This window comes from Aminobacterium sp. UBA4908 (genome assembly GCF_002398115.1).
GTDB classification, from domain to species: Bacteria; Synergistota; Synergistia; order Synergistales; family Aminobacteriaceae; genus Aminobacterium; species Aminobacterium mobile.
This window is the reverse complement of sequence record NZ_DHCG01000002.1, coordinates 316,763-330,629: the sequence shown is the minus strand read 5'-3', so window position 1 is coordinate 330,629 and position 13,867 is coordinate 316,763. Positions and strand designations below refer to the sequence as shown.

Sequence of the window (13,867 nt, the reverse complement as noted above, 5' to 3'; positions counted from 1 at the left end):
AGGGTAAAGAAAAATGAAGACGTCTTATTTTGCTCATAAAAATATTATTGCGAATCCTCATGCAGTGGCGATTTGTCGCGGAGTTCCCAAATGGTTTCATGGAAGAATCTACTCACCATTGGCCCCCTCTTGGGATTTACTCCTCTATTGCAAAAAAAATGCGCTATCACCCCTTCTTTGCGCGCGAAGCTATTTTAAGGAAGTGCTTTACGCACTTGATCCATGGACCGTCTACAATGAAATAGGTGCTGAAGCTATCCTTTTATGCTGGGAAAAACCTGGCGAGTTTTGTCACCGTCGCATTGTGGCGGCTTGGTTCGAGTGGCACTTGAAGGTGAACGTCCCCGAACTAGGGTATGAAAACCTTTTGTTTGAAGATAATACAATAGACATGGAAAGCATCATGAACGATAGGAGTCATCTTTAGAAGGAGCTGACGTATTATGACGCCCTGGCAACTCTTTAAAATGTTTTTCAAAATAAGCTCAGTCACCTTTGGGGGCGGAGTTGTAATCTTGGGAATGGCTGAAACGGAAATACGGAAACGAGGGGATATGGACGAAAAAACCTTGCTCGACATTGTTAGCCTTTCTGCCGCCATGCCTGGACCTATCGCTGTTTCCTCCTCTTTCCTTATAGGGAAACATTATTGTGGAATTTCAGGGGCTGTAATGGCGATTCTAGGAGTGTTGGTCCCCCCTTTTACTGTAATTCTTCTGCTCTCTAATTTCGTTCTTGCCCATCAGCATTCCCCGGCTCTAAAAGCTTTTTTCCTTGGAGTTATCTGTGCCGTGGCCGCTCTGATTTTTAATGTGGTGGCGCGCCAGTTAAAAAATATAATTTTCCCCGATATAGTAAATTTACTTCCATATGCTCTCGTTATCCTTCTCATTACGTACCTCCATGTTCACCCTCTCTTTGCCATTGCCGCAGGAGTGGCTGTCCAATGGTTTAGGAAGGAGGGGAAGGCATAATGAAGCTTCTGTTATTGGCTTTAGCCTTTGCTCGCATTGGAGTGGGGGCTTTTGGCGGAGGGATCTCTACTATCCCCCTTATCGAACACGAGCTTGTGGTCAATTATGGCTGGCTTTCCCCTAGCGAGTTTAGCCAGGTTCTAGCGTTAGCCCAGGTTACTCCAGGTCCAATAGCTATTAATGCGGCGACCTTCGTGGGGGTTCAGCAGGCAGGGATTATAGGAGCTTTTGTTGCAACTCTCTCTGTGGTTTTAGCGCCATTGACAATATTGCTCATAGTGCTTCTTATTATGAAGAAGAGCTCAGATCGGGGCGTTGAACATTTTAAGGCTTCTTTGCGGCCGGCAGTAGGGGCTCTTTTGACGTTAGCCGTTATTCCCCTTATGAAAACCGCTTTATCTCAGTGGAAAGGCGCCGTTCTTTTCGCAGTAGGCCTTGCGCTTTTTCAGACGAAGTTCTTTAAAGACCGCCCCCCGTTGATGTTCGTACTTTTCGGCCTTATAGGCTTGGTTGTTTTTCGATAGGATCAAATCCATATTCAGGCTAAGGAGGAGGGTTATGACCGTAAAAGGGAAACGCAACCCCAGAACTGCAAAGACAGGGCTTCCGCCAGGAAGCCTCGTATATGTAGGTGAGCAGAAAACGAGACAGACGTCGTTGCGTTTCATGCAGTATAGCGAAAATATATTTACAGAAAAATCTTTATCCAGCCTTGATGAATTTGATAAAAATGTCGTAGAAGACACAGAGGTATGGCTCGATATAATGGGGATACATGATATTCCAGTTGTGGAATCTATTGGCGAAAGGTTTTCCATTCACCATCTTGTGTTAGAAGACATTCTAAACACGGAGCAGCGCCCTAAAGCCGAAGATCATGACGCATTCGTATATGTCATCCTTAAAATGCTCGATATAGACCCTGTCTCTTTGAAAATACGAGTTGAGCAGGTCAGCCTTATTCTGGGAAATAACCTCATCCTATCTTTTCAGGAAGAGCCAGGAGATGTTTTTGATCCTGTCCGAGAGCGAATTCGCAGTGCTGCTGGACGGTTTAGGCGTCTTGGCGCAGATTACCTCCTTTACGCTCTTATGGACGCTATTGTCGATAGATATTTTGTTATTCTGGAGTGCATAGGGGAGAGTATAGAGGAGATAGAAGAGGCTTTGCTCGAAAATCCTGACGCCCATTCCATACACGACCTCTATCTGAGGAAGAGAGAGCTTCTGACGTTGCGACATGCCGTATGGCCATTGAGAGAGGCGGTCAATTCGCTGCGAAAAACAGACAATCGTTTGATACAACCAGAAACGTTGGCCTATTTCGAAGACCTTTACGATCATGTTATTCAAGTTATAGACACGGTGGAAACATTTCGGGAAACAATTGCCAGTATGCTTGATCTCTACCTCTCTTCTTTAAGCAACCGAATGAACGAAGTGATGCGCGTTTTAACAGTCATCTCCACACTTTTTATCCCCCTAACCTTTATAGTAGGTGTATATGGCATGAATTTTAAATATATGCCGGAACTCGATTGGAAGTGGGGATACATATTTGTTTGGTTGCTTATGGGCCTTATTATAAGTGGGATGGGTATGTGGTTTAAGCGCAAAAAGTGGTTTTAACTTCTGAAGGGGCTGTTTGTTTTTAGGGAGGTGTCAGTAAACATGTACGGGAATTTAGCTGATACCATCAGCTCAGCGCGTTCCCTTGTGGCCTTCTCCGGGGCAGGAATGAGTACGGAGTCGGGGCTTCCTGATTTCAGGTCTTCCAAAGGGCTCTGGGCACAGTACGACCCAATGGCGCTTGCATCTGTCCATGCAATGGAAAACAATCCTGGAGCGTTCCTCGACTTTTATCGTTGCAGAATCAAGGCTTTAAAGAAAGCGGCGCCTAATCGTGCTCATTATGTGCTGGCAGACTGGGAGAAAAGAGGACTTTTGAAGGCGGTCATTACGCAAAATGTAGATGGCCTCCATCAGGAAGCCGGCTCGAAAGCGGTAGCGGAGCTTCATGGAAGTCTGCGTCGAGCTAGGTGCCGAAAGTGTTCTCATGAGGGTTCTTCCGATCTTTTGTTGCACGAAAAATCGTGCCCCCTTTGTGGAGGGTTTCTTCGCCCAAGCGTTGTCCTTTTTGGAGAAGCTTTGCCTGAAGAACCTTTAAATGAAGCTCAGAAACTTACTGCCACTAGCGATGTCTTTATCGTTCTCGGCTCGTCTCTCAACGTGTCGCCTGCCAACCTGTTCCCTGTGGAGGCGGTTCGACATAAAGCGACGCTTATTATTATTAATCAGGAACCGACTCTCTATGACGACGTGGCTTCTTTTGTAGTGCGGGAAAATCTTGTGGAAGTATTAGTCCATCTCCACAGAATTATTTTTGGAGAAAGAGGGGGCGCTCTATGATTAACCTCATTCGGAAAGGGGCTCCCGTCCTGATCTTAAAAGGGGATAAAGATCGGATTATAACGTGGCTTCAGAAGCGTTTTGGCACCGCTATACTTTCTTTGCAGAATATGTCTTTTGAAGAGACTGTTGCTTTCGTGAAGCAAGAAGAAACGGCTCTTTATGTAAGCAATAGTCGTGATACCTCGAGAACTCTTCCTACCATCCTCGTTACGACAAGTCACCCAGATAAAATCTTAGAGCGCATTATCAACGAAAATGCTACCGAAATGATCGAATGCGTGGAGAGGCTCCCGCGAGTCATCTTTTTTCGGGTCTTTGGGGACTATCGCACTGTCATTAAAGAGATACAAAATGATTTTGGCGGACGTTTAGGGAAAATTGGGCCGGAACTGCTTTTTGTGTCGGAGAATAGTGGAGTCCCTGTCTGTTTTACAGAAAAATCCTTGAAAAAGAGCATTGCATTAACGAAGGGGGATGTTTTTGAAGACATACTTTATATAGATATGCCTTTTGAAGAACTCTTCCGCAGATTGAATAATAGGGCTCTCCACTATTTCAATGCAGGTTTGGGATACCGGGATTGGAACGTAATGGAAATTCGTCTCTACGATGCAGACCTGCAATATTGGCTCCATAGCCGCCGGCTCAGATTGGCTCTTGAAGCTTTGGAAATAGGCATGATTATTGGGGAAGGATGGGGAAAAGACTACGCCCACATCCTTATGCCCGTTTCTGTCTACTGTATCCGCATTCTGACTTTTTGGGAACCTAAAATTGTAAAGCGGGCTTTAATGGGTCTCGAATATACAGAGGCTGGCAAGCGTTTTGTAGATCTTGATCTTTACTATAACCGTAAAAAGTTTTCCTGGGGAGAAGTTCCAGGGGGAGAGATAATGCCGAGAAGTGAGCGGGAACGGCCTCGAACAACACTGTCTATGGCTTTTCGTAAAGAGATCATGCAGACGATCCTCCCAGAGGAACGGCAGGAAATAGAAAATATTGAACGGGCGATTCTTGAAAAAATTCCTAAGAGAAACGATGTTTAGTATACCCTGTCTCGTATGTCAAGGTAGAGAAAAGTCTGTGGTAGAATACGCTTACTACTTTTTTGTTTCTATGTTTGAAAGGAGAAACTTTTTTGACTCAGACTTTTTTGCCAGTATCCAAGAAGGATATGCGGGCCCGGGGTTGGGATGAACTGGATTTCCTTTTCATCAGCGGTGATGCATACGTAGATGATCCAAGCTTTGGTCATGCCATTATAACCAGGATTCTTGAGAGAGAGGGGTATCGTGTAGGAATTATCCCTCAACCAGATTGGCATAATGTAAAAGATTTCGAGCGTCTCGGCCGTCCTCGCCTCGGCGTTATGGTTTCGGCAGGGAACCTCGACTCTATGCTCAATAAGCTGACAGCCTCGAAAAAGAGCAGGAGTACAGATAGCTACTCTCCTGGCGGGAAACGGGGATACCGACCGGACCGGGCTACAATCGTATATTGCAACCGCATCCGCGAGCTCTGGGGTGATATTCCTATTGTTATAGGGGGTATCGAGGCAAGTTTGCGGCGATTTGCCCATTATGATTATTGGTCTGATATTGTTCGCCGCTCAATCCTGATCGATAGTCAAGCAGACATTTTAGTGTACGGCATGGGTGAAAAGCAGATAATCCAGGTAGCATCCCTCCTTGAAAAGGGATTGCCTGTATCTGAAATACAAGATATAGCCGGGACATGCTATAAAACTCGTACTCTTGAGCGGCTCTGGGATTATGAAGAGTGTCCATCCTTTGAGGACGTGTTTCGAGATAAAAAAGCTTTTGCCGATGCGTTTCGTATCCAATATCTGGAGCAAGATCCTATTCGCGGAAAGATTGTCGTTCAACGTCACGAGACTTTTTATGTGGTACAGAATCCGCCGGTGTTACCTATGACGACGCAAGAATTAGACGAAGTATATGAGCTTCCTTATATGCGCACGTGGCATCCTATGTACGCTAAAGACGGGGGAGTTCCTGCCATTCAGGAGGTACGGTTCAGTATCACAACTCATCGCGGTTGTTTTGGGGACTGTGCTTTTTGTGCTATAGCGTCTCATCAAGGAAGAATGATACAAAGTCGCTCGGAGGAGTCTATTTTGCGAGAGGCGAAATTATTGACCACTCTTCCGGATTTTAAAGGATATATCCATGACGTAGGCGGCCCTACAGCAAATTTCAACTCTCCATCATGTCAGAGCCAGATGGAGCGGGGCACATGTAAAAATAAGCAGTGTCTTTCCCCTGAACCGTGTAAAAACATGAAGGCAGATCATGAGGGGTATATCCATCTTCTGCGTCAGATACGAGCCCTTCCCCGAGTGAAAAAAGTCTTTATTCGGTCGGGCATACGTTTCGATTATTTATTGGCGGATAAAAAAGGAAACTTTTTGGAAGAACTTTGTCGGTATCACGTTAGCGGGCAGCTGAAAGTTGCGCCAGAACATATATCAGATACAGTGCTTCGTCTTATGAGAAAATCTAGCGGGAATGTCTATAAAAAGTTCATGAATCAATATGAGGCCATGAACAAAAAGTTGGGAAAGAAGCAGTACCTTGTTCCGTACTTTATATCGAGTCATCCAGGGGCGGGCTTGAAAGAGGCTATTGAACTTGCCGAGTTTGTGCGAGATCTTGATTTTATGCCAGAACAGGTACAGGATTTTATACCGACGCCTGGGAGCCTTTCTACATGTATGTATTACACGGGTATAGACCCATTAACGGGGGAAGAGGTGTACGTCCCCCGAACAAATGAAGAAAGAAAAATGCAGCGTGCCCTTTTGCAGTACCGGAAGCCATCAAATCACCGACTTGTTCGCGAGGCCTTAGCGATCGCGCATCGGGAAGACCTGATAGGGTGGGGAAAAAATTGTTTAGTTCCTCCCGAAGATCACGCACAGCCTAAAACTCCCGTTACGTCCTCTCGATCTTCGAAAGGGGCTAAGAATGTCCGCCGCCAGAGGCGTGGTGATAGGAGGCGCAGAAAACCGTGAGAAAGCCTTTAAAAACCTATCGCTTTGTGTTGATATGCATAGGAGCGCTTAGTATTTCTTTATGTGGAAGTTTATGGTATCTGGCTACTCAGGGGGACGTTGGTGAATCTTTTTCTGAGGATGCCCCCCCTGTTTCTCCTCCTCAGCATCCTGTTAAGCCACCTGTTTTAGAGATGGGTTTAGACGAAAATGGAACGAATACCCAACACGATGCTCTTCAGGTGGCTCCTGCAACGCCTGCATTACCTACACCATCAGCACCGACGCCCACCTCGCTGGAAGATATAGAAAACGCCATTGTATCTCCGTCAGATTCTCCGTTGCTCCCTCGACAAAAAACACGGGAAGAAGAGTTGAGAGAGTTAAAAAACTATATACGTCCCAAAGAGGCATCAAAGGAAAACATGGTTTCTATTCCTGTAGCTGATAGTGTCATTAAGAAGGGGAAGGAACTTAAAGAATCTATAGAGGGAGAGGCAAAAGATGCTATGCAAGAAACGTTTGACGTTCTCCCAGGCATTGCTGCAGAAGTAGAGGAAGCGGAACTAGGCGTGCAGGGCAATAAAGTGACTATAAAATTCTCTATGCCGGCAGATAGAGTTAAGATATTTGGCGAGCTACCGTCGGAGCCCCCTAAAAAGAAGCACATAACCTCAGACGACGTGTCGTCCGACGATGTGCATGCTGGCAAAGAATAGCATTAGCTTTTCGCTGTTTCCTTTCCTGAGGCAGCGATAAAACGTTGAAATATGAGAGGGGCCGCTTCCGTGAGAAGTACGGCTATAAAAATAAGGACACAGCCGGCAGTCATGTGAGCTGTAAAGGTTTCGTTCAAAAGCAAAATGCCTGCAAGAGCTCCAAAAACAGATTCAAGGCTCAGTAAAATAGCAGCGTGAGACGAGGGGGTAAATTGCTGAGCCGCGTTTTGCACAGATAGGGCGAAGACAGTACAAAGAAGCACAGTGAAAGCAATGTCTCCCCAAGCGCTTGGGGCTATAGCTACAGGCCAAGTCTCGAAAAAGAGGGCGCAAAAGATACTCAATACGGCTGTCGTCCCGATTTGAAGGGCGGTTAGAGCGAGAGGGTCAATGGAGGCTGCAAAATATTCAATGGCCAGAATATGGCAGGCAAAGAAAAATGCACAAGCTATGGTAAGGAGGTCTCCCCTGTTAAGATTTAAAAGAGCCTCCCCATCTCCTTGAAGAGAGAGGAGTCCCATCCCTACGAGACAGATGAACGAAGAGACAAAAGTTAGAGTTCCGGGGAAGATTTTTCGTATCGCCCATGAAAGAAAAGGTACCATAACAACATAGGTAGAGGTGATGAAAGCCTGTTTTCCCGCTGTAGTATACTCTAGCCCTATAGTTTGAGTCACGAACCCCAGGAAGAGAAAAACGCCTACGAGGAGGCCGGAACGAATCTGTTTTATTGTGAGCGTTTCAAGTCTCTTGCGAAAAAGAAGGGCTAAAATGAAAAAAGAGGCTGTGAAACGCACAGAGAGAAGGTAAAATGGAGGGAAGCTGTCTAAGGCACCTTTCATTGCCACAAAACCAACGCCCCAAAAGAGGGCAATGAGAACCAGTGCGCTGTCAGCAAATAAAACTTTATATCGAGTTAATAAAGACATACATGTCACTCCTCATCTATTTTAAACGAAAAATACGAGTCGCATCTTTTGAGTTTGTAGGCACAACGTAAAACTGACAAGAAAAAACATAGGATAAGTGAACTAAAGTTTCAAAAACAAAATCTTGATACATTATCTCATGTTTAGTGTTGATAATAAAGGGTTACATGCCAGTACGTAAGGTGTTTGAGTGCGGTTCCACGCAGGTAATAGTAAGAAGTGAGGGAAATGGTGTTGAGCTTGAGCTGCTCCTCCTACATGTCCGTTGTTATATGCTAGTGTTGGCGAGGAATGAGGGGGATATATGGGATAAACTTTTATTTACAAAGAAAAGTTTCACGGAGTATAATGTATGCGCGAAATATATCAATCTTGAGACAGGGAAAAAACTGTTCTCCATCGAGTAAAAGGGGGGTTGTCATAGGTGTTTATTTTTATAGCTTCCTTTCTGATGTATTTGCTGCTCGTGTGGTCTGGTGGAAGCATTAGTTTAGTTGAGATAGGGATTGGTGCGATTCTGGCGACGATCCTCGCTTTTGCGTCTCACACGTGGAGCCCTTCTAAGCCGCTCAGTTTTAAAGCGCTGAATCCTCTAAAATGGTTAACCTTTCTTTATTATCTTTTAGTTCCTTTTGCCATAGGGCTCATTAAGGCTAATATCGACGTGGCGACTCGAGTTATAACAGGAGATATACATCCCGGGATCGTGAAACTAAACCCAGGGCTGAAGAGCGACGTGGCCAAAACCATTCTGGCTGATTCCATAACGTTAACTCCAGGAACATTAACGGTGGATGTAGATGATGATGGGGCTTATTACATCCATTGGATTAATGTATTGGATGTTTCTCCAGAGGAGGAACAAGTGTACGGTTCTTTCGCTCGGTGGGCAAGGAGGTTGGCGGATTGAGTATCCAGCTATTAATGTGGGGAGCTATGGTGCTCGGAATTCTTGCTATTGTTATTTTCGGTCGTCTTATCGCTGGTCCGACGATTCCAGACAGAGCTGTTGCCCTCGATACGGTGAACACTCTCGTTGTGGCCATTATGATCTTGCTGTCAGCTGTTTTCGATTCAGTAGTAATGATAGATGTGGCCATCGTTTATGCAGCTCTTTCCTTCGTGGGAACGATGTTTATTGCCCGTTTCATAGAAGGAGGGATGTAGGGTGCTGGAGAAATACCTCGTTGGAATTTTTATTACTATCGGGCTTTTTTTTAATACGCTAGGGGCTATTTCGCTCTATAGATTTCCAGATGTATATACGAGACTTCATGGAGCGACGAAGTGCACGACCTTTGGAAGCATTTTTACGTCGTTGGCCGTTATAGCGTATGCTGCTTTCCGTATACACCAAGGTGGGGGGAGTCGGTTTACAGTTTTGATCATCCACGCCGTAGTGGCGGTGATGGTTCTGCTCATAACGAATGCTACAGGAGCCCATGCCATTGCCCGGGCTGCGCACAGAAGTGGAATTGTCCCCAAAATGGCAGTGGTTGATCGTCTTGCGGAAGAAGAAGAACGTAAAGGTGGTGTTGTCAGTGAGTGAGATTTTCCATCTTGCCGTCCTTGTACTGCTCACTTTATCCGCTTTTTTCGCCGTATGGTTTCGAGATCTTCTCTCTTCTGTCATCTCTTTAGGCGTTTTTAGTCTGGTCATGGCTGTAGAGTTTTATCTTCTGCATGCGCCAGATGTGGCCATTGCCGAAGCGGCTATTGGTGCCGGCCTGAATACGGCAATTTATATCATTGCATTGAGAGGGTGCGGAAAAGCGCGGAGCAAAACCGGAGGTGACATCCGGTGAAAAAAACTCTTTTTATAGTTGCGGCATTGATTCTCGGCGGGCTTGTTTGGGGAGGCCTGGATTCCATCCATCCCTTCGGTGATCCAGGACAGGTGGCTATGGACAATTATTTTATTGACCATGCTCTTGTTGATCGATCGGCCGAGAACGTGGTTACCTCCATAGTCTTCGATTTTCGAGGCTTTGATACTATAGGAGAAGCAGCCGTTCTTTTTACAGCTGTGTGCTCAGTTACCGCCTTGTTCAGGGAAGGGGGCAAAAAGAAATGAAGCCTCTCTCTGTTGTTGTTCGGACTGGATGTGATTTATTCGCCTGGTTTATGGTGATCTTCGGTGCGTACGTTATCATACATGGTGATGTAACGCCTGGGGGCGGATTCCAGGGAGGAGCTGTGGTGGCCACATTCCTTGCGTTTTTACTCGTGGCTTATGGCTGGAATACGCTTAAACTCTGGCTTCAGGAGAGCGTTTACAATGCTATGCTTGGCTTCGGCCTCTTGTGTTTTTTAGTGTTGGGATTTATGGGAATGCCCGCCTCCTTCTTTTATAACTTTGTAGCGATTCCCGCTGCTGAAGTTGCGAAGAGCGGACACGGCATTATCCCTCCTTCGGGAACTATTGCCTTAATGGATATAGCTGTAGGTATAGAGGTGACAGGAGGGCTTTCCTTGATTCTCGTCTACATGTTTAAAGGAATTCACCTGTTCGATAACTACGAGATAGGAGAGGAGAGCGGCCATGATCGGTAATGCCCCATTCCTCATAGTAGGAGTTCTCTTCCTTATGGGTCTGATAGCCGTGCTGACGGAGAAGAACCTTGTGAAAATTGCTATCGGTATAAGCATTATTGAATCAGCAACGAATATGTTCCTTATAGTTTTGGGATACCGCACTGGTGGCACAGTTCCTGTGAGGTTTTTAGCAGCAGGTGAGGGCGTTATGGTTCTTCCTACACCTCAGGCTCTTACGTTGACAGCAATTGTTATTGCCTTGGCGACAACGGCGTTGATGCTCTCTTTGATCATGCTGTTATATCGCCATTATGGGACGTTGAATATTGACGAGATACGGAGGTTGCGAGGATGAGTTGGCAAGAACACCTTCCAGCAATGATCCTGGCCATTCCCCTTCTTGGAGCCTTTGCAACGCCTCTGTTTTCTTTAGGCGGGAAGACCCTGCGGAACGTTTGGATGGTCAGTATTTCGTTTATCACAATGATCGTGGCTTTCCTGATTTGGAGGACTGTAACGGTTAATGGCGTTCTGGTATACGTCATGGGTGCTGAGACGGCTACGTTGGCCTTACCTTCCGGAATGGCCTACCCAGTTAGAATTATTCTGGAGATAGATGCTTTCAGCGCCTTCATGGCCCTTGCCGGGTCTATTGCCTCTTTTGCGGGGGCTATGTACTCGATCCATTTCATGGATCGCTTCTCTGGCCTGAGCCGTTTTACATCTCTTTATTTCCTTCAAACAGCAGGAATGCTCGGGATGATGGTTACCGGCGACCTCTTCAACTTCTTTGTCTTTTTGGAGATATCGTCAGTGGCATCCTTTGGCTTGGTGGCTTTTTGGAGAGACCGTCCGGAATCAGTGGAAGCCAGCTTTAAATATATGTTAGTATCCCAGCTTTCCGCTATGATGGTTCTCATCGCCATAGGCTCTCTTTATGGTCGTTACAATGCCCTTAATATGGCTGGTATCGCTAGTATGCTCCATCTTGGAGTGGTGGAAAAATTAGTTCTGGCTTTTCTCGTTGTAGCCTTAGCCATGAAGTGTGGTGCCTTCCCCATGCATATGTGGATGCCAGACGCATATGCGGAGGCTCCGGCAGGCGTAACGTGCCTTTTAGTGGCGGTGAGCCAGGCCTCTCTCTATGGATTGATGCGTGTTTGTTATACCCTCTATGGAACCACCATGGGAAGCTCTTTTGTACCGTGGGTCATTATTGTTCTCGGAATGGCGTCCATGTTCTTTGGGGTCTCCATGGCTGTGGTACAACACGAAGTCAAGCGACTTATGGGATATCATTCCATTTCCCAGGTAGGGTACATGCTTCTGGCTCTCGGTGTGGGCTTATTATCTCTCGGCAATCCCCAGACTATGGCAGACTACGGTTTTATGGCAATGAAGGGTGGCATCTACCACATCTTCAACTACACAATGTATAAAGGATTGCTCTTCCTTACCGCCGGATCTCTTTATTACGCTACGGGAACCCGAGATTTGGATAAACTTGGGGGCTTGGCCAGGCGGATGCCCTATACCACCTTCATGTTTGTTATAGCGGCGGCAGCGATTTCGGGCCTACCGCCCTTCAACGGTTTTGTGTCAAAGTTGCTGATCTACGAGTCAACATTTGCGCTCCATCCTTTCCTTGCCGTAGCGGCTCTTGTAACGTCTGTCCTTACTCTTGCTTCTTTTGTTAAGGTCTTTCAAACTGCCTTCCTGGGACCGGAGAAAAAATGTTATGCTTCGGTTTCTGAAGTGCCTGCGAGTATGCTTATGGGCATGGCTCTCTTGACCATCGTTATTCTTGGGCTTTCTCTCTTCCCGTCCTGGGTACTCTCCAACTTGGTTGAACCGGCAGCGAAAGCCTTGGTGGATCAGAGCGGGTATATAGGCGCTATTATGGGAGGTGGGCTATAGTGTGGAGTAAAGTCTATTCAGGATTTGGATACTGGGACGTGATCTCTTGGCTCATCTTCTTCTTAATCGCGTCTTTCTTCGCCCTTTGGCTTCGCTCTCTTGGAAGGCGGGATTATAAAGAAGGAACGGAACAAGATGAGATTTATTGGTCCGGGAACCCAGTTCCGGAAGACGGATCTGAGATTACGGTACCGGCAAGTTCTGCCTATTGGGGATTTAGGAAAGCTCTTGAATCCTATTATTCGATTTTAACGAACATTCACAGTGGTCACATGAGAGACTATGTAGGGTACTTTGTAATAACAGCTGCTGTGATTGCTGCGTTGATCCTCATAGTGTAGGAGGCGGGAAAATGAGGCTGGATAAATATCTGGAAGTACTGCCTAAATCTCTGTGGGTTATGACCTGCAACTCAGGTTCATGTAATGGCTGTGATATAGAGATAGTGGCGACCATTAGTCCACGTTACGATATAGAGCGTTTCGGCATGAAGCTGGTGGGAACGCCGCGCCATGCCGACGTTTTGCTTGTAACTGGTCCTGTTACAAAGTACATGAAAGATCGCTTGCTTCGAATTTATCACCAGATGCCCGACCCGAAAGTGGTTATAGTGGTGGGCAACTGCGGTGCGTCAGGGGACGTTTTCTATAAATCCTATAACCTTGAAGGCCCCGTGGATAATGTTCTTCCCGTAGACGTGTATGTTCACGGATGTCCGCCTCGCCCGGAAGCTATTATTGAAGGTGTGACAAAAGCTGTTTTAAAGCTTGAGGCGAAGCGTGAAGAGTTGCTGAAGGCAGGTGTGGAAAAACCATGAAGATCCCTCATGATTACGTGCAAAATAGCATAACAACTGAAGAGGTTGTAGCCTCTCTTCGAAAAAACTTCGGCGACGGTGTGGTTGTAGATGTGCGGGAACATCGGGCAGGGAAAGATCAGGCCCTCTCTTTTTCGCAGTTATGGCTTGCCATTGATCGTGATAAGTTCCTTGATCTTGTTGAAACTCTTTTTACATTCGACTTCCTGCATTTCCATATCATCTCTGGCAACGATGATGGTGATGTCATCACTTTGAACTATCATTTCACTCTTTTCCGCAGTGCGGGCCGTGGAAAACGCCTCGGCGTAACAGTGAGCGTGTCTGTTCCTAAAAATGATCTCACCATGCCATCTTTATACAACCAAATTCCTGGAGTGGAATATAGCGAGCGGGAGATGCGAGAAATGCTCGGCGTTGATTTCGACGGTCTTCAGAATAAGGCCTTGATCTTTTTACCTGAAGATTGGGATGAATCTATTAAACCGTGGCGTCGAGATGAAACGGGACCACAGCCTGAAGATATTCGTGAGCTCTCGTAGGAGGATAAA

20 protein-coding genes are annotated in these 13,867 nt (G+C 46.2%); 19 read left to right on the top strand and 1 reads right to left on the bottom strand.

Annotation, left to right across the window (positions count from 1 at the left end; all coding sequences use genetic code 11):
* Positions 1-13 precede the first annotated feature (13 nt).
* From B4J50_RS02480 to B4J50_RS02445, 8 genes are all read left to right on the top strand, one after another.
* Positions 14-427, top strand: coding sequence for a hypothetical protein (locus tag B4J50_RS02480; RefSeq protein ID WP_034326259.1), 414 nt, complete (start codon positions 14-16; stop codon positions 425-427).
* Between the two features lie 16 nt (positions 428-443).
* Positions 444-974: a chromate transporter gene (locus tag B4J50_RS02475; protein WP_286846865.1), complete on the top strand. Its 531-nt coding sequence runs from the start codon at positions 444-446 to the stop codon at positions 972-974.
* Entirely contained in the window at positions 974-1,498 is a 525-nt protein-coding gene (locus B4J50_RS02470; protein ID WP_034326260.1) for a chromate transporter, read from the top strand. Before B4J50_RS02475 ends, B4J50_RS02470 begins: the two co-directional genes overlap by 1 nt.
* A 34-nt stretch (positions 1,499-1,532) precedes the next feature.
* Complete coding sequence (gene corA, locus B4J50_RS02465; RefSeq protein ID WP_286846862.1) at positions 1,533-2,603, top strand: magnesium/cobalt transporter CorA; 1,071 nt, start codon at positions 1,533-1,535, stop codon at positions 2,601-2,603.
* A 42-nt stretch (positions 2,604-2,645) separates the two neighbouring features.
* Positions 2,646-3,383 (top strand): SIR2 family NAD-dependent protein deacylase, encoded by a 738-nt coding sequence (locus B4J50_RS02460; RefSeq protein ID WP_286846859.1) that lies wholly within the window; start codon positions 2,646-2,648, stop codon positions 3,381-3,383.
* On the top strand, positions 3,380-4,432 hold the full coding sequence (locus B4J50_RS02455) for a hypothetical protein (RefSeq protein WP_024821968.1): 1,053 nt from the start codon (positions 3,380-3,382) through the stop codon (positions 4,430-4,432). Before B4J50_RS02460 ends, B4J50_RS02455 begins: the two co-directional genes overlap by 4 nt.
* A 92-nt stretch (positions 4,433-4,524) precedes the next feature.
* On the top strand, positions 4,525-6,420 hold the full coding sequence (locus B4J50_RS02450; RefSeq protein ID WP_286846856.1) for a YgiQ family radical SAM protein: 1,896 nt from the start codon (positions 4,525-4,527) through the stop codon (positions 6,418-6,420).
* Complete coding sequence (locus B4J50_RS02445; RefSeq protein WP_024821970.1) at positions 6,417-7,118, top strand: hypothetical protein; 702 nt, start codon at positions 6,417-6,419, stop codon at positions 7,116-7,118. The genes B4J50_RS02450 and B4J50_RS02445 overlap by 4 nt, the downstream gene beginning before the upstream one ends.
* A gap of 2 nt (positions 7,119-7,120) precedes the next feature.
* Here B4J50_RS02445 and B4J50_RS02440 read toward each other — a convergent pair whose 3' ends face one another.
* On the bottom strand, positions 7,121-8,047 hold the full coding sequence (locus B4J50_RS02440; RefSeq protein ID WP_286846853.1) for a DMT family transporter: 927 nt from the start codon (positions 8,045-8,047) through the stop codon (positions 7,121-7,123).
* A 424-nt stretch (positions 8,048-8,471) separates the two neighbouring features.
* On the opposite strand from B4J50_RS02440, the gene B4J50_RS02435 reads away from it, so the two are divergent.
* The 11 genes from B4J50_RS02435 to B4J50_RS02385 are packed head-to-tail and all read left to right on the top strand — an operon-like array spanning position 8,472 to position 13,858.
* Positions 8,472-8,957: a Na+/H+ antiporter subunit E gene (locus B4J50_RS02435; protein WP_024821973.1), complete on the top strand. Its 486-nt coding sequence runs from the start codon at positions 8,472-8,474 to the stop codon at positions 8,955-8,957.
* A gap of 14 nt (positions 8,958-8,971) precedes the next feature.
* Positions 8,972-9,214 carry a monovalent cation/H+ antiporter complex subunit F gene (locus tag B4J50_RS02430; RefSeq protein WP_034326581.1) on the top strand — a complete coding sequence of 81 codons (243 nt, stop codon included), beginning with the start codon at positions 8,972-8,974 and terminating at the stop codon, positions 9,212-9,214.
* A 1-nt stretch (position 9,215) separates the two neighbouring features.
* Positions 9,216-9,596 (top strand): monovalent cation/H(+) antiporter subunit G, encoded by a 381-nt coding sequence (gene mnhG, locus B4J50_RS02425; protein ID WP_024821975.1) that lies wholly within the window; start codon positions 9,216-9,218, stop codon positions 9,594-9,596.
* Positions 9,589-9,852: a Na(+)/H(+) antiporter subunit B gene (locus B4J50_RS02420; RefSeq protein WP_024821976.1), complete on the top strand. Its 264-nt coding sequence runs from the start codon at positions 9,589-9,591 to the stop codon at positions 9,850-9,852. The genes mnhG and B4J50_RS02420 overlap by 8 nt, the downstream gene beginning before the upstream one ends.
* The gene (mbhE, locus tag B4J50_RS02415) at positions 9,849-10,121 is read left to right on the top strand and encodes a hydrogen gas-evolving membrane-bound hydrogenase subunit E (RefSeq protein WP_024821977.1); all 273 of its coding nucleotides are present in this window, start codon (positions 9,849-9,851) and stop codon (positions 10,119-10,121) included. The genes B4J50_RS02420 and mbhE overlap by 4 nt, the downstream gene beginning before the upstream one ends.
* Positions 10,118-10,600 carry an MnhB domain-containing protein gene (locus B4J50_RS02410; protein ID WP_024821978.1) on the top strand — a complete coding sequence of 161 codons (483 nt, stop codon included), beginning with the start codon at positions 10,118-10,120 and terminating at the stop codon, positions 10,598-10,600. The genes mbhE and B4J50_RS02410 overlap by 4 nt, the downstream gene beginning before the upstream one ends.
* Complete coding sequence (locus B4J50_RS02405) at positions 10,590-10,937, top strand: sodium:proton antiporter (RefSeq protein WP_024821979.1); 348 nt, start codon at positions 10,590-10,592, stop codon at positions 10,935-10,937. Before B4J50_RS02410 ends, B4J50_RS02405 begins: the two co-directional genes overlap by 11 nt.
* Entirely contained in the window at positions 10,934-12,499 is a 1,566-nt protein-coding gene (locus tag B4J50_RS02400) for a proton-conducting transporter membrane subunit (RefSeq protein ID WP_024821980.1), read from the top strand. Before B4J50_RS02405 ends, B4J50_RS02400 begins: the two co-directional genes overlap by 4 nt.
* Complete coding sequence (locus B4J50_RS02395; protein ID WP_024821981.1) at positions 12,499-12,840, top strand: hypothetical protein; 342 nt, start codon at positions 12,499-12,501, stop codon at positions 12,838-12,840. Before B4J50_RS02400 ends, B4J50_RS02395 begins: the two co-directional genes overlap by 1 nt.
* Positions 12,841-12,851: 11 nt before the next feature.
* Positions 12,852-13,316 (top strand): NADH-quinone oxidoreductase subunit B family protein, encoded by a 465-nt coding sequence (locus tag B4J50_RS02390; RefSeq protein WP_024821982.1) that lies wholly within the window; start codon positions 12,852-12,854, stop codon positions 13,314-13,316.
* A complete protein-coding gene (locus B4J50_RS02385) occupies positions 13,313-13,858 on the top strand; it encodes an NADH-quinone oxidoreductase subunit C (protein ID WP_024821983.1) in 546 nt (181 codons plus the stop codon). Before B4J50_RS02390 ends, B4J50_RS02385 begins: the two co-directional genes overlap by 4 nt.
* Positions 13,859-13,867 lie beyond the last annotated feature (9 nt).